This is a genomic window from Amorphus suaedae (assembly GCF_053629675.1).
The window spans coordinates 1,548,690-1,574,705 of sequence record NZ_JBRJIT010000002.1 but is presented as its reverse complement, the minus strand read 5'-3'; the positions used below and the strand labels follow the sequence as shown (position 1 = coordinate 1,574,705).

The window sequence follows — 26,016 nt, the reverse complement described above, 5'->3', positions numbered from 1 at the left end:
CGTGGCACGATCCCCAGCGCGCGAGGCGCTCAATCTCTACCGCCGCGTGGAGGCCGTGTTGCGCGACCAGATCGCCGACGGCGTCTTCGCCCCGAGCATGCGCATGCCGTCGGAAGCCTCGCTGCAGGCCGCCCACAAGGTCAGCCGCGGAACCATCCGGCAGGCCCTGGAGGCACTGGAGAGCGACGGGCTGATCCTGCGCCAGCCCGGCCGGGGCACCTTCGTCCGCCGCTCCCCGTCGGGCCGGCAGACGCGGCCGCGCCAGTCGGCGGCCGAGGCGCTCGGCACGGCGTCGCTGGCCGATCGGCTGCTTCGCAGCGGCACCGGCCCGACGCCCCCGGTCGTGCAGGATGCCCTCGGCCTCAGGGCCGGCGGCGACTGTCCCTTCTTCATTCGGACATCGGCCGGCGGCCAGCGTCCCGTCGCCATCAAGCGCTACCTCCATCCGCGCTTTGCGCACCTGCAGAAGGCGCTTTCCGAGGCGGGTGATTTCGATGCCGGCCTCGGCGAACTGCTGGACGGCGCGGTGTCCACCGACCCCGTCTGGGTCGAGGCCATCCTGGCCGAGCCGCGCTTTGCCATGCTGCTCAAGGCCCGGCCGGGCGCGCCGCTGCTGTCGATCTGGTGGGTGACCCGGGTCGCCGGTCAGCCGGTCGCGTGCAGCCAGATGCTGCGGCCGGGCGCCGATACCGCGATCGTCGTTTCGCCCGGGTGGGAGGCGGCATGACGTACAGCCCCTCCACCGCGCGCTTCCGTAGTTTCGCGGCGGCGCGCGAGCGCTTCGCTCAGGACTACACCCCGCGGCACTTCCTCGAGGACTGCCTGACCCGCGTCGCGGCGCGGGAATCGGACATCAGGGCCTTCGTCTCCCTCGACGTCGAGGCCGCGCGCGCCGCGGCCGATGCGGCATCGGCGCGCTGGCGCGACGGCCGCCCGCTGTCGGCGCTCGACGGCCTGCCGTTCGCGGTGAAGGACTGCTTCGACGTCGCGGGCCTTCCGACGCGGGTCAACAGTCCGGTCTTCGACGATGCGCCGCCGGCGCAGTTCGATGCCGCCCATGTCGAGGCCCTTCGCGGCGCCGGCGCCCATGTCCTGGGAAAGACGGTCACCACCGAATTCACCATGGCGCTGCCCGGCCCGACGCGAAATCCCTGGAACACGGAGCACACGCCCGGCGGGTCGTCGTCCGGGTCGGCGGCGGCGGTCGCGGCCGGAATGCTGCCGCTCGCCACCGGCAGCCAGGTGCGCGGCTCGGTGATCCGGCCGGCGTCGATCTGCGGCATTCCCGCCTACAAGCCGACCTTCGGCGCCCTCAGCGCGCGCGGCGGCATCGATCCCTCGCCGGGGCTCAACCATCTCGGGCTTCTCGGCGGGACGTTCCGCGATATCTGGGACGCCGCCTGCGCCATCGCGCGCGGCGTCGGTGGCGATCCGGGGCATCCGCCGTTCCGGCCCGATCCCCTGCCCGCGCCGGCACGCCCGGCCCGGCTGGCGCGGCAATACACCATCGGCTGGGAGAAGACCGACGACCGGTCCAGGGCGGCGTTCGAGGCCTGGCTTGCCAGCCTGCGCGCCGACGGGATCGAGATCCTGGAACCCGAGAGCGCGCCGGAACTGGCTGCCTACGAAGCCGCGACGGCCGCCGTGCAGGAGTTCTTCTTCGACCTCTTCTGGGAGATCCGCTGGCCGTGGCTCGCGCTGCGCGAGGCGCATCCGGAGAAGTTCAGCCACGTCATGCACCGCCACCTCGACAACGCCGCGGCGCTCAGCCTCGACGACTACCGCCGCGCCCTCGACCGGCGCGACCGCCTGCGCCATCTGCATCGCGCGCTGAGCGGACAGGTGGATGGCTTCGTGACGCTGGCGCACATCGGCCCGGGCCAGCACGGCGACCCGGAGGTCGGCACGCCCTGGTACAACGATGCCTCCTCCGTCGTCGGCGCGCCGACCGTCAACCTCCCCGTCCTGTCCGTCGACGGCCTGCCCCTCGGCGTCCAGCTCATGGGCTTCGAGCACCGCGACGCGGAGCTCTTCGCGATCGCCCAGGACCTCACCTCCCGCCCGCAATAGGCGCGGACCGGACGCGGAAGACGCAGGGCAGGCAGAGGGATGGGTGTGGCGGCGGACCTTCGGGCGGGGCGGAACGCGCGCGCCGTGCATCCGGAAAGGCTTGGCGACCCCGGCAGGATTCGAACCTGCGACCATCGGCTTAGAAGGCCGGTGCTCTATCCACTGAGCTACGGGGCCGTCCGGGCGCCCGGCAGCCGCCGGACAGCCGCAAAACGCGGACTGGCAAGTCCCTACCCCATCGGCGCGGGAATGGGTAGCACCCGGTTGCGCCGCCGCCCGCCGCGGACCCGGCCGCCGCGCGCCCGCCCCCGCCCGGGGTCTTTCCCGGATCGTCCGGCCGTCCTATCCTCGCACCCAAAGCGCCCCCTTCCGGGCGCCCCTCCCCGTACGGCGCCCCTCGCCGATCCCTTCCGGAGTTTCCCGATGCAGACACGTCCCCTCGGCACCACCGGGTATGCCATCGCGCCCCTCGTCTTCGGCGGCAACGTCTTCGGCTGGACCGTCGACGAGCGGGAGAGCCATGCGCTCCTCGACCGGTTCGTCGACGCCGGCTGCAACGCCATCGACACCGCCGACGTCTATTCGCGCTGGGTCGAGGGCCATTCGGGCGGCGAATCGGAGACGATCATCGGCAACTGGCTGGCCGCCGATCCGTCCAGGCGCGACAAGATCGTGCTGTTCACCAAGGTGGGCGGCGACATGGGCCAGGGCGGCAAGACGCTGAAGGCCGAGTGGATCGAGAAGGCCGTCGAGGCGTCCCTGCGCCGGCTCCGGACCGACACCATCGACCTCTATTTCTCCCACTGGCCGGACCCCGACACCCCCCACGAGGAGACGCTGGCCGCCTACGGCCGGCTGCTCGACGCCGGCAAGATCCGCGCCATCGGCGCCTCCAACTTCGACGCCGAGCAGCTCGGCGCAGCCCTCAAGGCGAGCCTCCACAACCGACTGCCGCGCTACCAGGTGCTGCAGCCGGAGTACAACCTCTATGCCCGCACGTCGCTGGAGGGGCCGCTGCTCGACCTCGCCCGCCAGGAGAAGATGGGCGTCGTCAGCTATTTCGGCCTGGCCGCCGGCTTCCTCAGCGGCAAGTACCGCAGCGAGGCGGACCTGGCGGGCGCCTCGCGGCGCGACATGGTCCGCAAGTACCTCAACCCGCGCGGCCTGCGCATCCTCTCGGCACTCGACGTGGTGGCCGACGCCCACGACGCCACCCCGGCCGAGGTGGCGCTCGCCTGGATCATCGCGCGCGACGGCGTGACCGCGCCAATCGCCAGCGCCACCACCGCCGAGCAGCTCGACAGCCTGATCCGCTCGGCGCGGCTGTCGCTCGCCGACGAGGAGATCGCGCTCCTCAACGACGCCAGCCTGCAGGACGGGGCCTGAACGCCCCGCCGCCCTGCCGCAGCCGGCAGCGACCTGCACCCGTCGTCGTGGATCAGTCCCGGAAAGACGTCAGCGATCCCTCACCCAAGGGATCGCACCAACAGCGCGCGACGGCGCGACGGCCGACCATGCCGCGCCCGCGCAGCGGCGAACGAAGTGAGCTCGCGTGAGCGGACCAGGCCCCCAACAGCGCGCGACTGCGCGCCGGCCGGTCAGGCCGCCCGCCCGGAGCCGGTGAGCGAAGCGGACCCGGCGTGAGGGATAAGCTCAGTGGCTCCAGGGCACCCGGCGGTCGGCCTTGAAGTTGTCGGCGTAGGCGATCTTGCGCGGGGTGCGCTCCTGCGGCTCCTGGACGTGGTAGGCGATGCCGTGCTTCTCGGCGTAGGCGATCGCCTCTTCCTTCGTCTCGAAGCGCAGCCGGATCTGGCTCTTCATGTCGCGCGACGAGGTCCACCCCATCAGCGGGTCGATGGTGCGCGGCATCTCCGGATCGAACTCGAGCAGCCAGAGGTGCGTCTTGGCCCGGCCGGACTGCATGGCCGTCTTCGAGGGTCTGTAGATCCGTGCGCTCATCTGCGTCCCCATCTGCGGTCCCGGGCGGCATGCGCCGGACCGGTGTGTCCGTGGTCGGGGCAGCAAGATTCGAACTTGCGACCCCCGGCTCCCAAAGCCGGTGCTCTACCAGGCTGAGCTATACCCCGACGGCCCCTCTCCGATACACGCACCGCCCCGGCCGGGCAACCGGAGAGACGGGCCGCGACGCGACGACGCCCGCCGGTCGGCCCGAAGCCTCACTGCGCGGGCGTCACCCGGGCATGCTCGATGCGGTCGCCCGGCGCGATGCCGAGCTTCGCCGCGGTGCCGCCCACCACCTCCAGCACGAACCGCACCGGCGCGCCGGCCGGGATCGCCTCGGTCGACTGCGGCGTGGTGTTCTCGGCGATGCTGACGATGGTGCCGTCGGCCTTGGCGAACAGCATGTCGAGGGAGAGCGGCGTGTTCTTCATCCAGAACGACACCTCGTCCTCACGGGCGAAGTCGAACAGCATCCCGTGGTCGGGCGCCATCTGCTCGCGGAACATCAGCCCGCGCGCCCGCTCCATCGGATCGTCGGCGATCTCCACCGTGAAGGCGTGCGTCGCCCCGTCGGCGGTGACGATGGTGAGGTCGGTGCTGGCGGCGAAGGCGCCGACCGGCGTGGCGAGGAGCAGGAAGGCGAGAACGGCGCGCGCGAGGACCGACATGAAGGCTCCGACAACTGATGGACCGGCGGGCGGACCCGCGTCCGTCCCCGACGCGCCGACAATGCCCGCCCCCGCGCCGTTCCTCAAGCCGCCCGCGCCCGCGCGCGCCGAAACGCCAACGGCCCGCGATCGCCGGGACCGCGGGCCGTCATAACATTTCGATCTCAGACCAACATCAGGCCGCGGTGAGGACCTGCTCGCCCTTCTGCCAGTTGCAGGGGCACAGCTCGTCGGTCTGCAGCGCGTCGAGCACGCGCAGGACTTCGTGCGGGTTGCGGCCGACGTTGAGGTCGTTCACCGACACGAAGCGGATGATGCCCTCCGGGTCGACGATGTAGGTGGCGCGCAGGCAGACGCCCTCGGCGTTGTGCAGCACGCCCAGCGCCTGGGAGAACTCGCGCTTCAGGTCCGACAGCATCGGGAACGGCAGGTCGTTCAGGTCCGGGTGGTTCTGGCGCCAGGCGAGGTGGACGTACTCGCTGTCGGTCGACACGCCGTAGACCACCGCGTCGCGGTCCTCGAACTCGTCGTTCATCTTGCCGAACGCGGCGATCTCGGTCGGGCAGATGAAGGTGAAGTCCTTCGGCCAGAAGAAGATGATCTTCCACTTGCCGGCATCGGAGGCGGAGGTGATGCGGGTGAAGGCCGACTTCGGATCGATCGAGACCACGGCCTGGAGATCGAATTCGGGCAGCATGTCGCCGACGGTGCGCATGGCAAAGGCTCCTTTCGAGGGCTTGGGAGGTGGATTGGAAGGCAAACGGTGCGGCGGGATCACGCCGCTTCGGCGGGCGCGTCCGGCACGGTGTCGAGCACCGTCGCGGTGGCGTGCAGCACGGCGGCGAGCTTGATCACCGCCTGCACCGCCTGGACGCTGGCGCCGTGCTCGCGGGCGCCGGACACATGCGCCGCGATGCAGTTCTCGCAGCCCTTCACCGCCGAGGCGGCGAGGCCGAACAGCTCGAAGTCGCGCTGGGAGACGCCGTGCTTGGCGAGGCCGTTCATGCGCAGCCCGGCCGGCAGGCCGCTCAGGTCGGCGTCGCCGGCCATGTGCAGGGCGCGGTAGTAGATGTTGGTCATCGCCATGATGGCGGCGGAGATGCGGGCACCCTCGATCACCTGGGCGCTGGTGTTCTCGGCGGCCAGCGCCTCGACCACGCGGGTCAGGGCAACGTTGCGCGCGGCGATCGCGGCGGCCAGCGCGGCACCCCACTTCTGGTCGGTCTCCAGCTCCGGAAGCCCGTCGTTGCCGAGCATGGAACCGAGGTTGAGGCGGATGTCGCGCGCCGAATCCGGCAGCGCCTTGCGGATGCTTTCCAGGTCAATCATCGGTGGTCCCCCAACGGACGGCGGCCGTGGCCGGGCCCGGTCAAACACAGCCTCCTCCGACATTTCCCCTGCCGCAGTGCATCGTCTTGTTGCGATCCCCCGAGCGCCTCGCCGGACGGGCGAGCTCCCCGTCGACAGCACGGATCCGCGACCGGCGGCAAACGCCGGCGTCAGGATCGTGTTGCTCTTTGGAATCAAGGGGTTCAACCGGCCGGGAGCCGACAGTCCCCGTGCTTTCTGCGTGCGGTCCAGTTTGTATACAGCGGGCCTTCCGCAGGCAATCCCTTGCGTGTCGTCCTGCCTGCGCGACAGTGACACAGCCCCGCCGGGCCGGCGCTCAGGCGGCCGAGCGCACCGGAGCCGCGGCGGGTCCGTCGCCGGCCGTCGCCCGGGCCTGCGCCAGCGCCTTCCGCCCGGCGCGCTGGCCCAGCCACACGCTCGCCAGCACGACAACCGCGCCGGCCGCCTGCACCGGCGCCAGCCGCTGGCCGAGGATCGCCCAGCCCAGAAGCACCGCGCTCAGCGGGCTCAGGAAGCCGAACGCCGTCACCGTCGCCGGTCCGAGGCGCGCGATGCCGCGGAACCAGAAGAAATAGGTCACCGCGGCACCCACCAGCCCCAGCCACAGGAAGCCGGCCAGGTTGGTGACGGACGGCATCGGGAACCCCGGCTCGACCAGCAGCGCGACGGGGGCGAGCAGCAGCCCGCCCGCGGTGAGCTGCCACGCGGTGAAGGTCAGCGGCGAAACCGGCGGCTGCCAGCGGCGGGTCAAAACGGTGCCCGCGGCCATCGACCCGGCGCCGATCAGTGCGGCCGCCACGCCCACCGGATCCATCGTGGCGGACGGCCCGAGGGTCAGGAGCACCACCCCGAGGATGCCGGCAACGGCGGCCATCACGCCGGCCGCCTGGATGCGGACGCCCAGCACGGCGCGGGCGAGCAGCAGCACAAGCAGCGGCTGGATGGCGCCCAGGGTCGCGGCAACGCCGCCGGGCAGCCGGTAGGCGGCGACGAAGAGGGCTGTCCAGAACACCGCGAAGTTCAGCGTGCCGAGCACGAGCACCCGTCCGAGCCACTCCCTCGGCGGCAGCTGGCGCACGATCAGGAGCAGCACCAGACCCGCCGGCAGCGCCCGCAGAAGCCCCACCGTCAGCGGATAGCCCTGCGGCAACAGCTCGGTGGTCACCACGTAAGTGCTGCCCCAGATCGCCGGGGCGGACGCGGCAAGGATCAGGTCGCTCGGACGACTCATCGACGCACTCCATTTATCTTGACGTCAAGATAGAATGGGAAATCTTGACGTCAAGACAAAGTGCGGGCACATCGAAAAATATGGATCAGGTCGACCGCATACTCGCCCAGTGGCAGGCCGAGCGCCCCGAGCTCGACGTCGCCCCGATGGGCACCATGGGGCGCTTGAATCGCCTGACCCTGCACCTGTCCCAGGAGGTGGAGCGGGTGATCGCGGAGCACGGGCTCACCCCGGCGAGCTTTGACGTGCTCGCCACCCTTCGGCGATCCGGCCCGCCCTACGCGCTCACCCCGTCGGCCCTGGTCGAGTGGACCATGGTCACCTCCGGAACAATGACCAACCGGATCGACCGCCTGGAGCGCGCCGGAATGGTGACGCGCACCCGCAATCCCGAGGATGGGCGCGGCTTCGTCGTCGGGCTGACGGAGGACGGCTTTCGGCTGATCGACGCGGCGGTCACGGCGCACGCCGCCAACCAGCACCGGCTGCTGGCCGCGCTGAGCGCGGACGAACGGGCCGACCTGGACCGCCTGCTCGCGAAATGGCTCGCCGCCTTCGAGGCCGGCGACCTCTGAGCGATCGGTGGCGTCGGTCTTGTCGGCTCAGTGCGACTGGGGAATGTTGCCGCCGCTTTCGGGGCGGATGTCGGCCGCCATCAGGCCCTTCGGGCCGTCGCCGTAGCGCACGATCACCACCTGGCCCGGGCGCAGCTCGGTCAGGCCGAAGCGGCGCAGCGTCTCCATGTGGATGAAGATGTCCTCGGTCCCCTCCCCGCGGGTCAGGAAGCCGTAACCCTTGGTCCGGTTGAACCACTTCACCCACGCCTTGTCGGGCCCCTGGGTGGGCGTCACCTGCACATGGGTGCGCGAGGGCGGCAGCTGCGAGGGGTGGACGGCCGTCGATTCGTCCATGGACAGGATGCGGAACGCCTGCAGCCCCTTCGGCCGGTCGAGCACCTCGACCACGACGTGGGCGCCTTCGTAGGCCGTCTGGAAGCCGTCGCGCCTGAGGCAGGTCACGTGCAGCAGGATGTCTTCCATCCCGTTGTCCGGCACGATGAACCCGTACCCCTTCGAGACATCGAACCATTTGATCTGGCCCGCAACCTCGATCAGGTCGAATGCTGTCTCTTCACCCGCGTCGTTGACGATCAGGTCCAGATCAGTCGACGACGCAAATTTTCCACTCATTCGGCAGAGCCCCCGTGTCCGCCAACCGCGACACCGCGAACCGTCGATAACGAATCTTTAACGAGGATACCATTCCCGGTTGTCAGGCGCGATATGGGGATTCGCACTCCGGGCGAACTGTGTTGAAAATGCGACAGCGTGTCATAATCGCACTCTGTGCACGGCCGTCGGGCGATTGGCAAACGTTTGGTTGCAAACGTCTTTTCGGGCCGCGGCCGAGGGCGCCGAGTCAGGCTTCCCCGACGGAAAGCGGTTCGAAAATGGGGCCGATCGCCCCCCGCAGCACATAATCGGCGACCTGGTCCTGCTCCGTCGGGTCGCGATTCACGATCACGAGCGTCGCCCCGTTGCGCTTTGCCGCGAGCGGAAAGCCGGCGGCCGGATAGACCACCAGCGAGGACCCGACGGCGACGAAGAGGTCGCAATCACCAGTTGCAATCTCCGCCCGTTCCATCTCCCGGACGGGCATCGGCTGGCCGAAGCTGATGACCCGGGCCTTCACCAGTCCCCCGCACGAGAAGCAGCGCGGCGCGTGGCCGCTGGCTTCCAGCTCGACGCGCGCCTCGTCCAGGGTCATGGGCGCGCCACAGTCGAGGCAGCCCGCCGTGGTGGCGTTGCCGTGCAGCTCGATCAGCCGATCGTCGGGCACGCCCGAGCGCTGGTGCAGTCCGTCGATGTTCTGGGTGATCACGTGGCTGGCGATGCCGCTCTTGATCAGCCCGGCGATGGCGCGGTGGGCGGCGTTGGGCCGGGCCGTCTCCAGAAGCCGGCGCATGTCGAAGCGGCGGTGCCAGTCCTCAAGCCGGGCCTCTTCGGAGGCCAGGAAGTCGTCGTAGTAGACCGGCTCGCGCTGGGACCAGATGCCGCCCGGGCTGCGGAAATCCGGAATGCCCGATTCGGTGGAGATGCCGGCGCCGGTGAACACCACCACCCTGCCCGCCCCGGCGACGAGGTCGCCAAGAACGGCTCGGGCTTCGGAGAGATCGTCGACGATCGCCATTGGTCACGTGCCTCGGGATAGGAGGGCGGATGCGCCCTGGAGCCTCGTCATGCAGGTGAACGCACCTGACCGATCGGATCCGGCTCCGGCTTCAGTACGAAAGCCTGCGCCCGTCGGATCCATCCGGCCCGAACGGCGCGTGCTTCCATGATCTGGGTCTCACAGCCGCGCCCGGCAATCAAGCGGACGAACCGGCGCACCGTCCGCTATTCGCCGGCCACCAGCCGGGCCCGTGGTGAAGGAGCGCCCTCCGCCCCCGCCGGCTGGCCGGTACCCGGGGCGGGCTTTCCCGCGGCGGCGGGAGGGGAAACCGGCTTGCGCCACGGCTGCGACTTGAACCACGCCACCGAATAGGCGACGGCGATGAGCAGGAGGAAGCCGGCGCCGTTCACCAGCCCGACCGTGAACATGGTCCGGCCGGTGACGTCGAGCACCATCCCCGCCGTCTGGGCCAGCACCATGCTGGCGAGGAACACCGCCAGCGACTGCTGGCCGACCTTGCGGGTGACGGTGACGACGCGCGCCCAGGCGCCCGCGCCCGTCAGCCTGCGGCCGCCCTCGCCCGCCGCCACCCAGGCGACGTAGGCGAGCGCCAGGAAGTGGACGTAGCGCAGTGCGCCGAAGTCGGTCTTGTCGAGCGCCGGCCACACCGCGTCGCGCGCGTCGTAGATCCACTGGGAGTTCTGCCAGCCCGTGTAGTGGGCGAACGGCACCGTCACCACGATGATCGCGACGGACAGCAGGACCAGCCGCCGGTCGACGGGCGGCGGCTTCAGCCAGCCGGTCATGAACGCGAAGCCGGTGAAGAACACCAGCTGCCAGGCGAACGGATTGAAGAACCACACCCGGTCCGACCACGGCTCCGCCGGCAGGTCGGCATGTCCGGTCGTCGCCACCAGCCACAGCGCCACGATCGCCCCCATCGCCACCAGCGGCGAGATCCGCGCCAGCCCGACGACGATCGGCATCATCAGCAGGATGACCAGGTACATGGGCAGGATGTCGAAATAGTTGGGCACGTAGGTCAGCGTCATCAGCCCGAACAGCGCGCTGGCGGTGTCCTCGAACAACGGCAGCACGTAGAGCCGGTCGGTATAGAGGATGCCGGTATCGAGCTGGTTGAACACGATCAGCAGCGACACGGTGACGAAGAACAGCCCGATATGGGCCCAGTACACCTGCCACACCCGGTGCAGCGTGCGCATCGTGCCCATCCACCATCCGTGCTTCAGGAAGGTGCCGCCGAAGGCGATCGCCGAGGCCATGCCGGAGCAGAACACGAAGATCTCCGTCGCATCGGAGAATCCGAAGCGCGCCGGGATCCACAGCGCCCAGGCGTTGTCCGGGACGTGGGCGATGAAGATGATGAACATGCCGAGCCCGCGAAAGAAATCGAGTCTCGGGTCGCGCGGGCGGGATGGAACGGGTGTGGTCAACGGCCTCTCCGGGGGCGAGATCCGCAGGCGCGGCCGGTCAGCGGCCAACGGCGATGCGGGCGTCTCGAATGCTGCTTTTGCCGGATCGCGGTCCTGGCTTCAATGTCCGGGCTCTCGTGATCCCCGCTTCCCTCCGCGCGGGCATGGATGCCGATCCGCGGCCACCGGCGGCCGAAGGCCCTTGGGGCGCGGCCCGATCACGCCGCCCCGCATCCAGCGAGGTCGGCCGGGCGGCGCGCCGGACCGCCGGCCTCAGATGGCCGCGTGCAGGCGGGGCTCCGCGCTCGCGGCCTCCGCCAGCGCGGCGTCGATGCGGCCCATCCGCGAGGTGGCGAAGGCATCCACCGCGCCGCGGAACGTCACCCGGTCGCTGACCAGCCCGCGCGCCTCGTGCAGCAGCCCGGCGCGGATCGCCGCCTCGATGGCCAGCCGCTCGAACACGTCGCGCTGGGCGTGGCTGCCGCCGATCGACTGCATGCGCGGCCGGCAGCTCTGGAAGGCGCGGTGGGCGGCCCGGTAGTCGCCGGCGCGGAAGGCGGCAAGCGCGGTCGCCACCGCCACGCCCGGGTCGGCGGTCACCCGGTCCATCTCGTCCTCGGCCCGGTCGGCATCGGCGCGCATCCGCGCCACCAGCCGCGCCGCGCTCTCGGTCCGGTCGCCGCCGCACAGCGCCAGCAGGTAGTGCAGGTCGGCGAACACCAGGCAGCCGTCGTCGGTCCGTCCCTCGCTGATCGCCGCCAGCTCCTCCCAGCGGCTGCCGACGTCGACGCCCTCGATCTCCAGGCGCGACAGCAGCGAGGCGCCGTTGGCGATGTCGCGGAAGTCGTCGGTGTGGTCGGCCCGCACCGCCTCGTCGTAGAGCGCCAGCACCGCGTCGATCTCGCCGAGGTCGAGGTGGAACAGCGCCTTGTGCCACCATACGTGGTAGCGGAAATTGTTGCAGTGGCCGAACGCGGCGTGGCGCCCATCGAGCCAGGCGACCCCGGCCGCGGCCCGCCCCGTCATGTCATGCACGTGGGCTACGGCGTGCAGGCCCCAGGCGTCGTCGGGGGCAAGCTCCAGCGCCCGGCGCCCGGCGAACTCGGCGGCCGCCAAGGAGCCCGTCTCCTCCAGCGCGAAGGCGTGGCAGCCGTGCACGTAGCCGGCCGCCGGATGGCCGTCGTCGTAGGCCTCCAGCACGTCCTCGATGGAGCGCCGCATGCCGCCGGCGTCGCCCAGCATGAAGCGGATCTGATGCACCAGCTTGAGGGCGAGCGCGTCGCGGGGATTGTCGCGCAGCGTGCGGTCGAGCCGGGCGGCGGCGGCGCTCGGCCGGCCGTCCAGCCAGTCGGCGAGCGCCTCCACGTAGGCGGTCTCGCGCGCCGTCGCGCCGGCCCTGGCCGTCGCCGCGCGGGCCGCCGTCAGGGCCGCGCGGGCGGGCGGCACCATCTCGCGGCGCGCCAGCAGCAGGCAGAACAGGCCGCGGGCGGCATGGCCGAGGGCGAAGTCGGGAGCGCGGTCGATCGTGTCGGCGAGGTGGCCGGGGGTGGCGTCGGCATGCGCCAGGAAGGTCCGCGCGGTCGACGACCACGACGCCGCCGCCTGCCCGTCCGACATCGTGAGGGCACACCCGAAGAGATCCGCGACCGGCATCGACACTTCCCTGACCTGACCAATGGCTGGCCGAACGGCCCCATTCTCCCCCGGTGCAGCATACGGGCCAGCGCGCCGACCGGATGCCCGGCGTGCGGGCGAATCGACGCGCCGGCGCGAGGCGACCGGCGTGTTCGGCTAACGTAGAAACACCGCGATGCTGCGTCGCGTCACGACCGCTCACACCTCGGTGACATGGGCGTCCGGAAGCGCCACCGCGTCCCCTGGCGAGAAGCCTCCGGCCTACTCGCCGGCGGGCAGGCTCCGGCCGCGGTTGAGCCGCCAGATGGAGACCGTCAGCGCCGAGGCGAAGGTCACCCACAGCAGGTACGGCACCAGCAGGAACGCCGCCGTCAGGCTGAGCCTGGAGAACGCCACGATGGTGGCCACGATCGCGATCCACAGCGCGGCGATGACCAGCGTCGCCAGATCCGGCCGCTTGGCCCCGAAGAACACCGGCGACCACATCCCGTTCAGCACTATCTGCAGGAAATACAGCGCGAATGCCCACGGCGCGCCGGCGAAGCCCACCTTGTACCAGACCACGAAACCGGAGATGGCGATCATCAGGTAGAGCAGCGTCCAGGCCGGCGCGAACACCCAGTCGGGCGGCGTGAAGCTCGGCTTTTCGATCGTCCGGTACCAGCCGTCCGGACGGAACACCGCGCCGGTCGCCGCCGCCGCCCCCACGGCGGCGAGGAACAGGAGAAGGACGAGGAGGGAGACAAGCATGGGGACTGCGCTTCCTTGCGACGGGTGACGATCGGTGCCCCCAACCTGTGCTGTCAACGCGCGAACCCCCGCCGGGGATCGCCCTGCCCTATCTCTTTTTCGTGACCGCCGCCAGCGCGCGTTGCAAAGCGATTCCAGATGGTTGCGCTTTGCGTACGCGCGGCGGCCGCGCGCGAAATCGCGCAGGAAAAGGCCGGTTTCGCGCAAGAACGCGCAAGCCCGCGCGGGCTTGCGCGCGCGCAGCCGGCGCGCGGCCAACCCTATGTGTTCGCTTGCCTTTTGGCGATCGCCGCGGCGCGGATCGCGGCCAGCGTGGTGGCCGGCGTGATCGCCTCCGGATCGGTCTTCAGGTGCAGGAGCGACAGCCGCCCCGACGCCACCGCCGCCTGAAACGCCGGCTCGAACTCCGCGTCCGTCTCCACCCGCGCCGTGAACGCCCCGTAGGCCGCCCCCAGCATGGCGAAGTCCGGGTTGACCAGCCCGGTCGCCGACACCCGGCCGGGATACTCCCGCTCCTGGTGCATGCGGATGGTGCCGTAGATGCCGTTGTCGACGACGATGAGGATCACCGCCGCCCCCGCCTCCGCCGCCGTCCCGAGCTCCTGGAGGGTCATCTGCAGGTCGCCGTCGCCGGCCACGCACACCACCATCCGCTCCGGATGCCGGATCTTCGCCGCCACCGCCGCCGGCAGGCCGTAGCCCATGGTGCCCGACGCCGGCGCCAGAACCGTGCCGAAGCGGCGGTACCGGTGGAACCGGTGCACCCAGCCGGCGAAGTTGCCGGCGCCGTTGGCGACGATCGCGTCCTCCGGCAGGTGCCGCTCCAGCACCGCCATCACCGCCCCCATCTGCACCGCGCCGGGCGAGCGCGTCGGCTCCGACCACGCCAGGAACGACGCGTGCGCCGCCGCCGCCTCCCTCGCCCAGGCCGGCGCGTTGGGCGGCCGCAGCCCCCGCCACGCCTCCAGGAACGCCCCCGGCGTCGCCACCACGCCCAGCGTCGGCTGATAGACCCGGCCGACCTCCTCGGCGCCCGGATGGACGTGGACGAGGCGCTGGCGCGGCACCGGGATGTCGAACAGCGTGTAGCCCTGGGACGGCATCTCCGACATGCGGTCGCCGACCAGGATCACCAGGTCGGCCGCGTCGATGCGCGCCTTCAGCGCCGGGTTCGGGCCGATGCCCACGTCGCCGGCGTAGTTCGGGTGGCGGTTGTCGATGAGCTCCTGGCGGCGGAACGAGGTGGCGACCGGCAGGTCCCACGCCTCCGCCACGGCGGCGAGCGAAGCCACCGCCTCGGCGTCCCAGCGCGAGCCGCCGACGATGGCGATGGGCCGCTCGGCGGCGGCGAGCAGCTCGGCGAAGCGGCCGATCTCGGCGGCGGACGGCGCCGGCGCCGGCACCGAGGCGGCGGCGACGGCCGCGACCGCCGCCCGCTCGCGCAGCATGTCCTCCGGCAGCGCCAGCACCACCGGCCCCGGCCGCCCGGCCATCGCGGTCGCAAAGGCGCGCGCCACCATCTCGGGGATGCGGTCGGCCGTGTCGATCTCCGCCACCCACTTGGCCATCCCGGAGAACATCCGAACGAAGTCGACCTCCTGGAAGGCGTCGCGGCCGCGCATCCCCCGGCCGATCTGGCCGACGAACAGGATCATCGGGGTGGAATCCTGCTGGGCGACGTGAACGCCGGCGGCGGCGTTGGTGGCGCCGGGGCCGCGGGTGACGAAGGCGATCCCCGGCCGCCCGGTCATCTTCCCCCACGCCTCGGCCATGAAGGCCACGCCGCTCTCCTGGCGCCCGACGGTCACCGGGATCTCGGCATCGAAGAACGCATCGAGTGCGGCCAGATAGCTCTCCCCCGGAATGCAGAACACCCGCTCGACGCCGTTGGCGGCCAGACAGTCGACCAGGATCTCCCCGCCGGTGCGGGAGGACGGGGCGGAGGGGGTGTCGGAGCGGGGCATGGGAGGGACTCGCGCGGACCAAACGGAAGGCCCGATGTCAGGCGGGAGGCGGGAAGGAGTCAATGGAGGGGGGTGGGGAAAGTAGCAGGCCACAAACGGACTAGCGGATTCGAGTCGACCGATGTCGATGAGGTGCCACTAATCTCCGGATATCTTCAACGACGGTTCTCAAGCAAACTGTCGATTTCGAAGCTACTCTTTAGCCGGACGTGGTCGCCTCCCCCACTGGGGTTCATCAACAAGCAATAGCAAGAGCATCACCTCAATCGAGGCTGATCCACAAAGGAGGCCTGCGAACAAAAGAAAAACACGAATGTGGATAACCACCGATCAGAGGCTTTTCGGGGTCCGCCACCGCAAAAATTAGTAGATAATCGTAGAGCTTAGGGAACGTAGAAGCGATATGATGCGCGATACGGTCTTCATCTGTCATGCTACTCCCGACGACAATACATTCGTCAGGTGGCTCGGCGCGCGGCTAAGCGGCCATGGTTATCGCGTCTGGGCGGACCTTTTCGAACTCAAGGGTGGGACACCCTTTTGGCTCACAATCGAAGAAGCGCTACGTCAACGTACGATAAAGTTCATTTTCGTAGTTTCTCGACAGAGCGTAGATCCGGCGCGATCTGGCGTCCGAAGCGAGCTTTCAGTAGCCGATTCCCTAAAGAAATCACTAGGCGATCCGGATTTCATAATTCCACTGAGGATCGACGACGTTCCATTCAGTGAATTTCCGATACAGATACATCAGCTAAATGCCATCGACTTTTCGCCCGACTGGGGCCTCAAACTCGTCGAGCTACTTGACACATTAGAGGCGGCCAATGTCGTCAGGCATCAAGACGATCGCACAGCTGAGTTCGATGCATGGCGCGACAGCTTCACGAGCAAGGCTGTTTTCGTAGCCGAGACCGAGGAACCGGTTCTGACAAACTGGTTGCCTATATCGGCTCTGCCCCGTTTCGTAAATTTCTACGAGTATACCGGGTCAAATGATCTGATCAGAAAGGTGCTGGAAGACACGGGGCTGCCACTTCGGCCATTCCATCGGCTGATTATTTCTTTTCTCGACCTGGCTAGCCTCCAAGCCAATATGCCGCCAACCATCACAGTTTCGCTCCGGGCGAGGGTGCAGCTGGACGATTTTCTGTCAGGCAATACGGTGGGCGTCACTTCACCGCGCGCTGGAGACGCACGTAATATCGCCACCCATCTTCTGCGCGACCATATTGAAAGCTATCTCGTTAGCCGCGGACTCAAGCGCCACGAAACATCGGGAGGCGCCGCATACTATTTTCCTAAAGATTTAATCATAAATGATAAGGTCTCATACCTAGCAGCATCAGGAAAAATAACGAATAAAAACGTCGTTGGACGGAGCGAACGTAATAAAGTTTTCTGGCATCTGGCCATGAGGGTCAATTTAATGCTTGGAGATACACCGTTCGTGCGATTCAAGCCCTATATCTGCTTCTCGGAAGACGGCTTTTCCGCAATCGTCGATGCAAAAAGGACGTCCGCCATCCGTCGGCGGTTTTGTATGAATTGGTGGAACAAGCAATGGCGGCAGTTGCAGCAGGCATTCTGCGCGTTCCTTGTCGCTGGCGGTCAGGAGATTCAGATCAGTCTGGGCGATGACGAGCTCATCCTCAGCGGGGCCCTGCTTGAGTTGGTGTCAGCCCGCCGGATGCCGGACGATTTGGCGCTGATGGAGCCCGAAGACCCTGAAGACCCCGACGAGTCGGAAACTGTCGAGTACGATGATGACGACTTCCCGCTTGAGGAGGCCGACGAAGATACGTCGGAGGTAATCGAATGAAAGAGTGGCGGCTAGTCCACATCAACGAGCCGCAACTGACTTTTGGCTTTGCCCAGAAAGCTGAACATCCGAAAGACGGCTTGTTCCTGTTCGGCCCTCCCGCCTCCAACCAGAATCCCGCTCGTATGGATATAGGTATTATCGGCACTGAACGGGCGGCACCGATTTATGAAAGTTGGGTTCAGTCTATACAGACAACGATTGCGGAACCGGAAAAAGGAAAGCCCGAAAACAAGATGATGTGGCCGGGTTTTCAGGCCGTTTTTGGCATCCCTTGGCCCACCAAGCCCTTTGCGTTGTGTCAGATCGACGCTGCGGAACTAAGCCGCCGGATACGCGGCGCTGATCGTCATGAGGCCATCTATCGAGCGGTCGATCTTTATGGGGAAGCCCTGCGCCGCTACATGCGTGAAGAGGAAGCCCGTCCGCAACTGTGGTACGCGATTGTTCCCGAAGAAATATTCCGATACGGGCGACCGCAGTCGAGTGTACCACGTAGTATTCGCGAGCCCGCAAAACGAGGGCTCGGTAAGCGCGTAGCGCGGAAGATTCTTCATACAGGCTCCCTCTTTACTGAAGAGGTCGAGGCTGCCGAAATGTATGGTTACGAACTAAATTTCCACAACCAGCTTAAGGCGCGGCTCCTAGACACCAAACAGGTGATCCAGGTCGTTCGCGAGACGACGCTAGCGCCGCTTCTCGCTGAGGAAGATAGCCGGCGATCGTTGCAGGACCCGGCTTCGGTTGCCTGGAACCTAGCGACAACAAGTTTCTATAAATCCGGCGGTCGACCATGGCGTATCGCCGATGTACGCGAAGATGTTTGCTATGTTGGGCTAGTTTACAAGCGGATCGAAAATGCAAACGGGCACGACAATGCCTGTTGCGGTGCGCAAATGTTCCTATCGAGCGGCGACGGCGTCGTTTTCAAAGGCGCGGTAGGTCCCTGGTATTCACAAACCAACAAACAATATCAACTCTCGAAGGAAAAAGCCGCAGAATTGATGGATATGATTGTTCGAACCTACACGGAGATGCACGGTTGCCCGCCCGCTGAGCTTTTTATCCACGGTCAGGCCGCCTTCGGGGCCGATGAATGGGCCGGCTTCTCAAGTACGGTTCCAGAAGACACCAAACTAGTCGGTGTGCGGATCAAACGGCAATCTGAGATCAAACTTTTCCGCTTCGGCGACCGTCCCGTATTGCGGGGCACAGCGATGATTTCCGGCAGCCGCAAGGCTTATCTCTGGAGCGTCGGATTTACGCCTCGCCTCAATACTTATCCTGGCAGAGAGGTGCCCAACCCGCTGACCATCGACATCGTTCGCGGGGACGCAGACATTGAACGCGTTCTGGCTGACGTTTTGGCACTGACAAAGCTTAACTTTAACAACGCTGGATTCTCGGACGGAATCCCGGTGACACTGAGGTTCGCGGACTTGGTTGGGGAAATTCTGACCGCAGGACCGACTGACAACACGCCGCCGCTTCCATTCAAGTACTACATCTAGGCGTTATTTGCGGCATGCGGCCTGCGGTATGCCGGACCGTCCGATAGACACCGCTACGCCATCCGACGACTAGGTGGTCCACTTTTGTGCGCTGTCCACTAAGTTTTGACGGCCAAAGTGTGCCCGGTGGACATATCTGCCCAGCCAACCGCCCTGGATTCCCGCTTTCGCGGGAATGAGCGGAGGATAGGGCTTACGCTTGGGCACCGGCCGGCAGGCCCCAAGTGCGATGGCGACAAGGGAGCCTGTTTGCGGAAGGCCCGACTTTCGCTTCCTGCGCGCCGCCTGCAATCCACCCTCCCCCACCGTCTCCGATCCGCGAACACACCGTCACTCCCCCCTCCGGTGACGGTGTCCCCGCCCGCCCCTATCTATCGGGACAACGCGCGACAGCAGGATTGCTGCGCAGGGCGCGGGCGCCGAAGGGTTGGAGTTCAGACTTCGCTGGAGTGAGCGGAGGTCATGGCTGCCGCCCGGCGCGCCGCCATTGGAAAAGGAGATTTCCATGTCCATTCGTCCCGTCCGCCACGAGAGCCTGGCGGAGCCGCATCTGGAGGGGGCCGGCGTGCACCTGCGCCGGGCATTCGGGTTCGGCGATCCGTCGCTGACCGACCCGTTCCTGATGTTCGACGACTTCCGCAACGACCGGCCCGAGGACTACCTCAAGGGCTTTCCCTGGCACCCGCACCGGGGCATCGAGACCATCACCTACGTGCTGGCCGGCACCGTCGACCACGGCGACAGCCTGGGCAACACCGGCAAGCTCGGCGCCGGCGACGTCCAGTGGATGACGGCGGGCTCCGGCATCATGCACCAGGAGATGCCCAAGGGCGACGCCGACGGCCGCATGCACGGCTTCCAGCTGTGGGCGAACCTGCCGTCGTCGCTGAAGATGACCAGCCCGCGCTACCAGGACGTCAAGGGCGCCGACATCCCGGTCGTCATCGACGACGACGGCACCGTGGTGCGCGTCATCACCGGCGACTTTTGGGGCAAGAGCGGCCCCGTCGACGGGATCGCCGCGGAGCCGGTGTACCTCGACATTTCGGTGCCGCCGGGGGTGAAGAAGCGCTTCGCCGTCGACACCTACCGCAAGGCCTTCGCCTACGTGTTCGCCGGCTCCGGCTCCTTCCGCGACGCCTCCGCGCCGATCGGCGTGAAGGTGGAGAAGGAGTTCCAGGGCCGCGAGATGACGCTGCGCGACCAGTCGGGCGACCGCACGCTCGTCGTGTTCGACAGCGGCGACGAGGTGGTGGTGCAGGCGGGCGAGGAAGGCGTGCGCTTCCTGCTGGTCTCCGGCAAGCCCATCCAGGAGCCCGTCGCCTGGCACGGCCCCATCGTCATGAACACCCGCGAGGAGCTGATCCAGGCGGTGACCGAGCTGCAGAAGGGTACGTTCATCCGCGAGGGCGCCCGCTTCGACTGAGGGGGTTGGTTCTTGTCCCTCACGCCGGGTTCGCTGGGCGAACCGGCTCCGGGGGGCGGCCTGACCGGCCGGCGCGCGGTCGCGCGCTGGTGGGGGGCTTTTCCCCTCACGCCGGGTCGCTGCGCGAACCGGCTCCGTGGAGGCGGCCTGACCGGCCGGCGCGCGGTCGCGCGCGGGTGGAGGCTTTTCCCCTCACGCCGGGTTCGCTGCGCGAACCGGCTCCGGGTGGGCGGCCTGGCCGGCCGGCGCGCGGTCGCGCGCTGGTGGTCTACTCCTCAGGCCGGGCGGGTGTCCGTCCGGCGTTGCACTGACAATCGAGAGGCCCGCGCCCGGCAGGATGCGGGCCTTTTTCGTGTGCCCGCGCACGCTCGCGCATCATCATTTAACCAGATGGTTGACAGTCTGAACGGACACGGCTACGTTCAACCGCATGGTTGAATTACAGACATCCCCGCTCGACACCGTCTTCCACGCCCTCGGCGACGCCACGCGCCGGCGGATGCTCCGCGCGCTCGCCGATGGCGAGCGCACCGTGGGGCAGCTGGCCGAGCCGTTCGCGATCTCGCTGGCGGCCGCCTCCAAGCACATCAAGGTGCTGGAGAAGGCCGGGCTGATCCGCCGCGAGGTGCGCGGGCGCACCCATCACTGCCGGCTCGAGCCGGGGCCGCTGGCCTCCGCCACCGAGTGGCTGAGCTTCTACGAGCACTTCTGGACCGGACGCCTCGACGCCCTCGATCGCCTGCTGCGCGAGGAGGACGCCGGACGCCCATCATCCGACAGGGAGAAGACCCATGACGCAGACACTGATACAGACCGCCCCCGCAGGCGGAACGGCGACGCCTGACGCCTACGGCCGCCTCATCGAACCGGCCACGCTGGAGATCCAGCGCCTGCTGCCCGGCCCCATCGAGCGGGTCTGGAGCTATCTCACCGATGCCGACAAGCGCCGCCAGTGGCTCGCCGGCGGCCTCATGCAGGAGGCGGCGGGCACCGAGTTCGAGTTCGTCTGGCGCAACGACGAGCTGACCGACCCGCCCGGCGCGAAGCCCGACGGCTTCGGCGCGGAACACCGGATGAAGGCGACGATCACCGAGTACGATCCGCCACGCCGGCTGGCCTTCACCTGGGACGAAAGCGGCGACGTCTCCATCGCGCTGGAGCCGCGCGGCAAGAAGGTGCTGCTGACGCTCGTCCACCGGCGGCTGCCGCGCCGCTCCATGCTGGTCGGCGTCTCATCGGGCTGGCACGCCCATCTCGACGTCCTCGCCGCCCGGCTGGAGGACCGCAGGCCGACGCCCTTCTGGGACGCCTGGGCCGGCCTCAAGGCGGACTACGAGCGCCGCATCCCGGAGTGAGCCGGGCGAGCGGACACTGACTGCGAACCGGTTGCCGCTGTCGCGCCCCTCGCGATGGCGGAGCGTCGGGCGGTCTTTGCCGGACCGCCTGCGGGGAGGCGCGCGCGGCCCGGCCGCGAGCCGACCCTCCCCACCCCTGATCGGAACGGGAGCTGACATCATGGCGACGACCTACAAGGGCGGCTGCGCGTGCGGCGCGGTGCGCTACGAAACGACGAGCGACCCCATCTTCCAGAACCACTGCCAGTGCCTCGACTGCCAGAAGCGCAGCGGCACCGGCCATGGGTCCTACCTGACCTTCCCGCGACGCGCCGAGGTGACGCTTTCGGGCGCGGTCGGCTCCTGGCGGAGCACGGCGGACAGCGGCAACGACAAGGTTCACGCCTTCTGTCCGGTCTGCGGCAGCCCGGTCTACCTGACTCTCGGCGCGATGCCGGACGTCATCGCGGTCCACGCGGCGAGCCTCGACGATCCGGGCCAGTTCAAGCCGCAGGCGGTCACCTACGCGTTCCGCGGCCTGCCGTGGGACACGCTCGACCCGTCGCTCCCCACGTTCGAGACGATGCCGCCGGGCTAGGTCCCGTCGTCCGAGGCGCCCGTCGCGCCGCAGTCAGGCAGCCAGCGAGATCCCCCATGGACAAGACCACCCATTTCACAACGCGCTTTGCCGTCGACCAGAGCCCGGATGCCGTGTTCTCCGCCATCAGCAGCCCGCGCTGCTGGTGGAGCGGCGACCACGAGGGCGACCCCAAGGCCGTCGGCGACATCTTCGTCTACCGCTACGAAGACCTCCATCACTCCACCCAGCAGGTGACCGAGCTCGTGCCCGGCAAGCGGGTCGTCTGGACGGTCGTCGACTGCCAGCTCAACTACCTCGATGACGTCAAGGAATGGGCGGGCACGTCGATCGCGTTCGACATCCGGCAAGCCGGCCCGAAAACCGAGGTCACCTTCACCCATGTCGGGCTGACACCGGCGGTCGAATGCTTCGACACGTGCACGAACTCCTGGTCCAGGCTCATCCAGGGCAGCCTCAAGGAGTTCATCGAGACCGGCGACACGGAGGCGATCGTGCTGGGCGCTTCCGACACGTAAGCCCATCGTGGCCGGGCGGCATCGCCCGAACGACACCCGCTCTCAGGTGGACGCGTCGTTCTCCCGGTTCCCCATCTGGGGGCTGTGCGCCGGAACCTGTTGCCCACAGACTATGCCCTCGTAAACTGTCGGCGGAATCGCGACGGCTGGGGAGCACAGTGCGATGCTGAAGGGACTTTGGGGGGCGAGCGCGCCATCCACGGCCATGGCGGCGGCCGTCGCCATCGGTATCGCCGCCGGCCCGGCGGTGGCGCAGGATCGGTTTTCGGCGGATCAGTTCGGCAACGTCAACCTTCGCTTCAACCAATCGCTCGGCGGCAACGACGACTTCATCCGCGCCCAGCAGAACGCGGCCTTCGAACCGCTGGCCGACTTCAACGAGAGCGAGCTCTTCCGCCAGCGCTCGCGCCCGGTCGGCAGGCTGCAGATGCTGATCGAGGACGAAGACGGAAGCACCGGCACGGGCACCTGCACCGCGACGCTGGTCGGCCGCGACCTCGCCCTCACCAACTACCACTGCATTCCGGGCCTCAGCGGCACCGTCCACAAGGCGCTGCTCCATCTCGGATACCTGCGGCAGGACCAGGACGACGTCGACGCCTACAGCGTCGACCCGCGGACGGTTGTGACGAGCCGCGAGCTCGATTTCGCGCTGGTCAGGGTGTCCGGCCATCCCGGCGACACCTACGGCTTCGTGGACCTCACCCCCGTGCGGGTCGTGCCCAACCAGTCGCTGTTCATCTATCATCACCCGGCCGGGCTCCCGTTGCGGCTGTCGCGCTTCCGCTGCAAGGCCTACGCGGGAGATGCGTATATCGGCTCGGAGTTCCGCCACCGCTGCGACACGCTGGGCGGCAGTTCCGGCTCACTCGTCCTCTCGACCGAATTCCAGGTCGTCGCCCTGCATCATTCGGGCGGCCTGACCGGCGACAGCCGGTCGTCCTTCAACACCGCGACGGCAATGGATGCGGTCTACGAACGGATCGCGCCCTATCTGGACCAGCCGGCCGCCGCCGTTGCCCGCCAGAATCCGATGCCCCTGACGCCGCCGGAGGAGCCCGCGCCGGAGCCGGTGTCGCTGCCAGGCGTGAGCGAACCGGCCCCTGCCGCCGCCCCTTCCGGCCGCCTCGCCCGGGTTCCGGAGCGGATCGGCAACGGCTTTCTGAACGTGCGGAGCGGACCCGGAGTGAGCAATCCGGTGATCGGCTCCATCCCGGCCGGCGCGAGCGGCGTCGTGGTCGACGAGACGGCCTGCCGGCAGGCACCGGACGGTCGGACCCAGAAGCCGTGGTGCCCCGTGACATGGCGCGGGCTTCAGGGCTGGGCCTCGTCGTCGGGGCTGATCCTGCCGCCGGTTGCGACGGCCGCGGCATCCGATGACCAGCCGTTCGTGTACGCCCGCATCCCCGACGAATCCGCCGACTACAAGCTGAACGTTCGCACCGGCGCCGGGCTCGATCACCCGGTGATTGGCGCGATCCCCGCCGGCACCGAGCAGGTGGTCGTGTTCGTGGAGACGTGCCGCCAGTCGGACGACGGACGCACGCGGAAGCCGTGGTGCCGGGTGCGCTGGAACAGCCTGGAAGGCTGGGCGTCCACGTCGGGCCTGATCCTGCCGCAGGATGTGCCGGCCGCGGCATCTGAGGACCAGCCATTCGTCTACGCCCGCATCCCCGACGAGGTCTCGGACTTCAAGCTCAACGTCCGCAGCGGCGCCGGGATCAGTCACCCGGTGATCGGCGCGATTCCGGCCGGCGCCGAGCGGGTGGTCGTGCTTGTCGAGACATGCCGGCAGTCGGACGACGGACGCACCCGGAAGCCCTGGTGCCAGGTGCGCTGGAACGGGCTGGAAGGCTGGGCCTCGACCAGCGGCCTGCAGCGGTAGGCCGTTGCATCCGGGGATAAAATTGGCGGCCTGAAGCCGTCGCCCCGACGCGGTGCCGGACGGCGAACCGGTGCCCACTTCGCCTGGCTTTGCTTCGCCCGGACGGAAAAGCGCAAGAGCACTTGTCCAGGGGGTTGCTCAGCGCAGGTCCACGAACCGGGCCGCCTTGACCGAGCTTTCGAAGGCGCGGGCGATGGTGCCGGGGGCGCACCAGACGAGGTCGGGCGTCACCTCGAAGGTGCGGCGGACGCGGGCGGCGAGCTGGGTGCCCAGCGCCGCGGGGTCGGCGTCGGTTTCCAGATGCAGGCGCAGCACGTCGTTGCCGTCGGTCGCCAGCACCTCGACCCGGAAGTCGGCCACGGCCGCTTCGGCGAACATCATGTCCTCGAAGTCGGCATGGCCGATGTTGACGCCGCGCACCTTGAAGAAGCCGGCGGTGCGGTGGGCGTGGCGCATTACCGGGAACAGCGCGAAGCGCGGGTCGACGGGGCGGCGGCCGTCGTTGTCGGCGCGCAGCTCCGCCGGATAGAGCGGGTTCCAGCCGGGCCCGGCGCGCTCCGGCTCGGCAATGCGCACCACGTCGCCGGTGTTCCAGCGCAGGAATGGCGTCGCCGCGTTGGTGGCAAGCGAGGTCACCACCAGCAGCCCCTCCCCGCCGGGCGCGACCGGCGCGAACGTCTCCGGGTCCACCACCTCGGGGAACACGAAGTCGGTCCAGATGCGGAAGCCCCCGTCGGGCGCCGTTTCCGCCCCCATCATCATCATCTCGGTCATGCCGATGGAATCGATCACGCGCGCGCCCCACAGCGCCGACAGCTTGGCGCGCTTGGCCGCCGAAAGGGGTTCCGCGGTGCAGATGACGGTGTGGATGCCGCAGTCCGACAGGCGCAGCCCCTCGGCGGCGGCGAGGTTGGCGAGATGGATCGCGTAGCTGGACATGCCGACCCAGACCGACGGGCGGAAGCTGCGGATCAGGTCGAGCTGCATCGCCGACGGCGCGGCGTTGCCGGCGCCCACCCACATGACCGCGGCGCCCTCGGCCTCGGCCGCGCGGGCGCACATGTGGCCGGCCGGGTGGATGCCCAGCGGCAGCGAGATGTGAACGAGGTCGTCGGGTCCGACGCCAGCGCAGGCATAGACCCGGCGGAAGCCCGCCATGGCGGCGGCGAGGTCGGCCTCGGTGCGGGGGTAGAACAGCGGCCGGCCGGTGGAGCCGCCGGAGCGCCAGTATTCCACGGTGTCGCGGCGGCCGGCGGTGCAGAAGTCGGCGTAGAAGGCCTCGGTCGAGAGCGCCCGCAGTTCCTCCTTGGTGAGGATCGGGATCTTCGCCCATTCGCCCGGCTCGTCCAGCCTGTCGATGTCCACGCCCTTCAGGCGGGCGCGCCAGAACGGCGCGCGCAGCGCGCGCTCCACGGCGCGGCGCCTGCCGGCGCGCTGGGTGGCGGTAAGCGCCTCGGCCGTTTCCGGCAGCATCAGACCCTGGTTCACCGCCTGCCCCTCCTAAGGTCCCGCCCGCATCCATTACACGCCGAAGACAGACGGATCGTCCGCCGTGCCTCCGCGAAAAGTGGCGGACGGGCGCCTCCCAACGCCCGTCCACCGTCCCCCTCCCCATCTCGTCCAGCGCCGGTTTCCCTGCCGGGAGAAGCGGCGGACGGGCTATCTCCCCATCCCCCGTCCGCCTTCCCCT

At 68.6% G+C, this 26,016-nt stretch carries 24 protein-coding genes and 2 tRNA genes; 12 read left to right on the top strand and 14 right to left on the bottom strand.

The annotated features are described in order from the left end of the window. Position 1 precedes the first annotated feature (1 nt). A complete protein-coding gene (locus AB7M35_RS21055; protein WP_453962454.1) occupies positions 2-727 on the top strand; it encodes a GntR family transcriptional regulator in 726 nt (241 codons plus the stop codon). Next, positions 724-2,070 carry an amidase family protein gene (locus AB7M35_RS21050; protein ID WP_453962453.1) on the top strand — a complete coding sequence of 449 codons (1,347 nt, stop codon included), beginning with the start codon at positions 724-726 and terminating at the stop codon, positions 2,068-2,070. The genes AB7M35_RS21055 and AB7M35_RS21050 overlap by 4 nt, the downstream gene beginning before the upstream one ends. Positions 2,071-2,171: 101 nt before the next feature. Here AB7M35_RS21050 and AB7M35_RS21045 read toward each other — a convergent pair. Beyond that, positions 2,172-2,247 (bottom strand) — tRNA-Arg (locus AB7M35_RS21045). Positions 2,248-2,493: 246 nt separating this feature from the next. On the opposite strand from AB7M35_RS21045, the gene AB7M35_RS21040 reads away from it, so the two are divergent. Further along, on the top strand, positions 2,494-3,456 hold the full coding sequence (locus tag AB7M35_RS21040; protein WP_453962452.1) for an aldo/keto reductase: 963 nt from the start codon (positions 2,494-2,496) through the stop codon (positions 3,454-3,456). 267 nt (positions 3,457-3,723) lie between these two features. Here the strand turns inward: AB7M35_RS21040 and AB7M35_RS21035 are convergent, their stop codons facing one another. From AB7M35_RS21035 to AB7M35_RS21010, 6 genes are all read right to left on the bottom strand, one after another. Next, a complete protein-coding gene (locus AB7M35_RS21035) occupies positions 3,724-4,029 on the bottom strand; it encodes an ETC complex I subunit (RefSeq protein WP_453962451.1) in 306 nt (101 codons plus the stop codon). Positions 4,030-4,080: 51 nt separating this feature from the next. After that, positions 4,081-4,157 (bottom strand) — tRNA-Pro (locus AB7M35_RS21030). Between the two features lie 90 nt (positions 4,158-4,247). Beyond that, positions 4,248-4,700 carry a DUF192 domain-containing protein gene (locus tag AB7M35_RS21025; protein ID WP_453962450.1) on the bottom strand — a complete coding sequence of 151 codons (453 nt, stop codon included), beginning with the start codon at positions 4,698-4,700 and terminating at the stop codon, positions 4,248-4,250. A 175-nt stretch (positions 4,701-4,875) separates the two neighbouring features. After that, complete coding sequence (locus AB7M35_RS21020) at positions 4,876-5,415, bottom strand: peroxiredoxin (RefSeq protein WP_453962449.1); 540 nt, start codon at positions 5,413-5,415, stop codon at positions 4,876-4,878. 59 nt (positions 5,416-5,474) lie between these two features. Then, positions 5,475-6,029: a carboxymuconolactone decarboxylase family protein gene (locus AB7M35_RS21015; protein ID WP_453962448.1), complete on the bottom strand. Its 555-nt coding sequence runs from the start codon at positions 6,027-6,029 to the stop codon at positions 5,475-5,477. 337 nt (positions 6,030-6,366) lie between these two features. Then, positions 6,367-7,281, bottom strand: coding sequence for an EamA family transporter (locus AB7M35_RS21010; protein WP_453962447.1), 915 nt, complete (start codon positions 7,279-7,281; stop codon positions 6,367-6,369). 80 nt (positions 7,282-7,361) lie between these two features. Here AB7M35_RS21010 and AB7M35_RS21005 point away from each other — a divergent pair, with 80 nt between their 5' ends. Beyond that, positions 7,362-7,856, top strand: coding sequence for a MarR family winged helix-turn-helix transcriptional regulator (locus tag AB7M35_RS21005; protein WP_453962446.1), 495 nt, complete (start codon positions 7,362-7,364; stop codon positions 7,854-7,856). A 27-nt stretch (positions 7,857-7,883) separates the two neighbouring features. Here AB7M35_RS21005 and AB7M35_RS21000 read toward each other — a convergent pair whose 3' ends face one another. The 6 genes from AB7M35_RS21000 to AB7M35_RS20975 all read right to left on the bottom strand — a co-directional run bounded on the left by AB7M35_RS21000 (position 7,884) and on the right by AB7M35_RS20975 (position 15,235). Then, complete coding sequence (locus AB7M35_RS21000) at positions 7,884-8,471, bottom strand: cold-shock protein (protein ID WP_453962445.1); 588 nt, start codon at positions 8,469-8,471, stop codon at positions 7,884-7,886. A 229-nt stretch (positions 8,472-8,700) separates the two neighbouring features. Beyond that, positions 8,701-9,471: an SIR2 family NAD-dependent protein deacylase gene (locus tag AB7M35_RS20995; RefSeq protein ID WP_453962444.1), complete on the bottom strand. Its 771-nt coding sequence runs from the start codon at positions 9,469-9,471 to the stop codon at positions 8,701-8,703. A 206-nt stretch (positions 9,472-9,677) separates the two neighbouring features. Next, a complete protein-coding gene (locus tag AB7M35_RS20990; protein ID WP_453962443.1) occupies positions 9,678-10,907 on the bottom strand; it encodes an OpgC family protein in 1,230 nt (409 codons plus the stop codon). A 252-nt stretch (positions 10,908-11,159) separates the two neighbouring features. Continuing rightward, positions 11,160-12,539, bottom strand: a complete 1,380-nt coding sequence (locus AB7M35_RS20985) for a tetratricopeptide repeat protein (protein WP_453962442.1) — start codon at positions 12,537-12,539, stop codon at positions 11,160-11,162. 243 nt (positions 12,540-12,782) lie between these two features. Further along, positions 12,783-13,271, bottom strand: a complete 489-nt coding sequence (locus tag AB7M35_RS20980; protein ID WP_453962441.1) for a TspO/MBR family protein — start codon at positions 13,269-13,271, stop codon at positions 12,783-12,785. Positions 13,272-13,531: 260 nt separating this feature from the next. After that, complete coding sequence (locus AB7M35_RS20975) at positions 13,532-15,235, bottom strand: thiamine pyrophosphate-binding protein (RefSeq protein ID WP_453962440.1); 1,704 nt, start codon at positions 15,233-15,235, stop codon at positions 13,532-13,534. Positions 15,236-15,641: 406 nt separating this feature from the next. Between AB7M35_RS20975 and AB7M35_RS20970 the strand changes: the two genes are divergently transcribed. From AB7M35_RS20970 to AB7M35_RS20935, 8 genes are all read left to right on the top strand, one after another. Then, positions 15,642-17,054 (top strand): toll/interleukin-1 receptor domain-containing protein, encoded by a 1,413-nt coding sequence (locus AB7M35_RS20970; protein ID WP_453962439.1) that lies wholly within the window; start codon positions 15,642-15,644, stop codon positions 17,052-17,054. Beyond that, positions 17,051-18,565, top strand: coding sequence for an argonaute/piwi family protein (locus AB7M35_RS20965; RefSeq protein WP_453962438.1), 1,515 nt, complete (start codon positions 17,051-17,053; stop codon positions 18,563-18,565). The genes AB7M35_RS20970 and AB7M35_RS20965 overlap by 4 nt, the downstream gene beginning before the upstream one ends. Before the next feature lie 505 nt (positions 18,566-19,070). Beyond that, positions 19,071-19,991 (top strand): pirin family protein, encoded by a 921-nt coding sequence (locus AB7M35_RS20960; RefSeq protein ID WP_453962437.1) that lies wholly within the window; start codon positions 19,071-19,073, stop codon positions 19,989-19,991. 430 nt (positions 19,992-20,421) lie between these two features. Next, the gene (locus AB7M35_RS20955; RefSeq protein ID WP_453962436.1) at positions 20,422-20,835 is read left to right on the top strand and encodes an ArsR/SmtB family transcription factor; all 414 of its coding nucleotides are present in this window, start codon (positions 20,422-20,424) and stop codon (positions 20,833-20,835) included. Next, complete coding sequence (locus tag AB7M35_RS20950) at positions 20,783-21,346, top strand: SRPBCC family protein (RefSeq protein ID WP_453962435.1); 564 nt, start codon at positions 20,783-20,785, stop codon at positions 21,344-21,346. Before AB7M35_RS20955 ends, AB7M35_RS20950 begins: the two co-directional genes overlap by 53 nt. A 160-nt stretch (positions 21,347-21,506) precedes the next feature. Beyond that, positions 21,507-21,923, top strand: a complete 417-nt coding sequence (locus AB7M35_RS20945; protein WP_453962434.1) for a GFA family protein — start codon at positions 21,507-21,509, stop codon at positions 21,921-21,923. A gap of 56 nt (positions 21,924-21,979) precedes the next feature. Next, positions 21,980-22,441, top strand: a complete 462-nt coding sequence (locus AB7M35_RS20940) for an SRPBCC family protein (protein WP_453962433.1) — start codon at positions 21,980-21,982, stop codon at positions 22,439-22,441. Positions 22,442-22,604: 163 nt separating this feature from the next. Beyond that, entirely contained in the window at positions 22,605-24,326 is a 1,722-nt protein-coding gene (locus tag AB7M35_RS20935; RefSeq protein ID WP_453962432.1) for an SH3 domain-containing protein, read from the top strand. 138 nt (positions 24,327-24,464) lie between these two features. On the opposite strand, the gene AB7M35_RS20930 is transcribed toward AB7M35_RS20935, so the two are convergent. Then, entirely contained in the window at positions 24,465-25,814 is a 1,350-nt protein-coding gene (locus AB7M35_RS20930; protein ID WP_453962431.1) for a phenylacetate--CoA ligase family protein, read from the bottom strand. Between the last annotated feature and the right edge of the window lie 202 nt (positions 25,815-26,016).

Excerpts from the sequence above, each read along its gene's own strand:
- AB7M35_RS21050 (WP_453962453.1), top strand. The coding sequence starts at position 724 with ATGACGTACAGCCCCTCCACCGCGCGCTTCCGTAGTTTCGCGGCGGCG.
- AB7M35_RS21040 (WP_453962452.1), top strand. The coding sequence starts at position 2,494 with ATGCAGACACGTCCCCTCGGCACCACCGGGTATGCCATCGCGCCCCTC.
- AB7M35_RS21035 (WP_453962451.1), bottom strand. The coding sequence starts at position 4,029 with ATGAGCGCACGGATCTACAGACCCTCGAAGACGGCCATGCAGTCCGGC.
- AB7M35_RS21025 (WP_453962450.1), bottom strand. The coding sequence starts at position 4,700 with ATGTCGGTCCTCGCGCGCGCCGTTCTCGCCTTCCTGCTCCTCGCCACG.
- AB7M35_RS21020 (WP_453962449.1), bottom strand. The coding sequence starts at position 5,415 with ATGCGCACCGTCGGCGACATGCTGCCCGAATTCGATCTCCAGGCCGTG.
- AB7M35_RS21015 (WP_453962448.1), bottom strand. The coding sequence starts at position 6,029 with ATGATTGACCTGGAAAGCATCCGCAAGGCGCTGCCGGATTCGGCGCGC.
- AB7M35_RS21010 (WP_453962447.1), bottom strand. The coding sequence starts at position 7,281 with ATGAGTCGTCCGAGCGACCTGATCCTTGCCGCGTCCGCCCCGGCGATC.
- AB7M35_RS21005 (WP_453962446.1), top strand. The coding sequence starts at position 7,362 with ATGGATCAGGTCGACCGCATACTCGCCCAGTGGCAGGCCGAGCGCCCC.
- AB7M35_RS21000 (WP_453962445.1), bottom strand. The coding sequence starts at position 8,471 with ATGAGTGGAAAATTTGCGTCGTCGACTGATCTGGACCTGATCGTCAAC.
- AB7M35_RS20995 (WP_453962444.1), bottom strand. The coding sequence starts at position 9,471 with ATGGCGATCGTCGACGATCTCTCCGAAGCCCGAGCCGTTCTTGGCGAC.
- AB7M35_RS20985 (WP_453962442.1), bottom strand. The coding sequence starts at position 12,539 with ATGCCGGTCGCGGATCTCTTCGGGTGTGCCCTCACGATGTCGGACGGG.
- AB7M35_RS20980 (WP_453962441.1), bottom strand. The coding sequence starts at position 13,271 with ATGCTTGTCTCCCTCCTCGTCCTTCTCCTGTTCCTCGCCGCCGTGGGG.
- AB7M35_RS20975 (WP_453962440.1), bottom strand. The coding sequence starts at position 15,235 with ATGCCCCGCTCCGACACCCCCTCCGCCCCGTCCTCCCGCACCGGCGGG.
- AB7M35_RS20970 (WP_453962439.1), top strand. The coding sequence starts at position 15,642 with ATGCGCGATACGGTCTTCATCTGTCATGCTACTCCCGACGACAATACA.
- AB7M35_RS20965 (WP_453962438.1), top strand. The coding sequence starts at position 17,051 with ATGAAAGAGTGGCGGCTAGTCCACATCAACGAGCCGCAACTGACTTTT.
- AB7M35_RS20960 (WP_453962437.1), top strand. The coding sequence starts at position 19,071 with ATGTCCATTCGTCCCGTCCGCCACGAGAGCCTGGCGGAGCCGCATCTG.
- AB7M35_RS20955 (WP_453962436.1), top strand. The coding sequence starts at position 20,422 with ATGGTTGAATTACAGACATCCCCGCTCGACACCGTCTTCCACGCCCTC.
- AB7M35_RS20950 (WP_453962435.1), top strand. The coding sequence starts at position 20,783 with ATGACGCAGACACTGATACAGACCGCCCCCGCAGGCGGAACGGCGACG.
- AB7M35_RS20945 (WP_453962434.1), top strand. The coding sequence starts at position 21,507 with ATGGCGACGACCTACAAGGGCGGCTGCGCGTGCGGCGCGGTGCGCTAC.
- AB7M35_RS20940 (WP_453962433.1), top strand. The coding sequence starts at position 21,980 with ATGGACAAGACCACCCATTTCACAACGCGCTTTGCCGTCGACCAGAGC.
- AB7M35_RS20935 (WP_453962432.1), top strand. The coding sequence starts at position 22,605 with ATGCTGAAGGGACTTTGGGGGGCGAGCGCGCCATCCACGGCCATGGCG.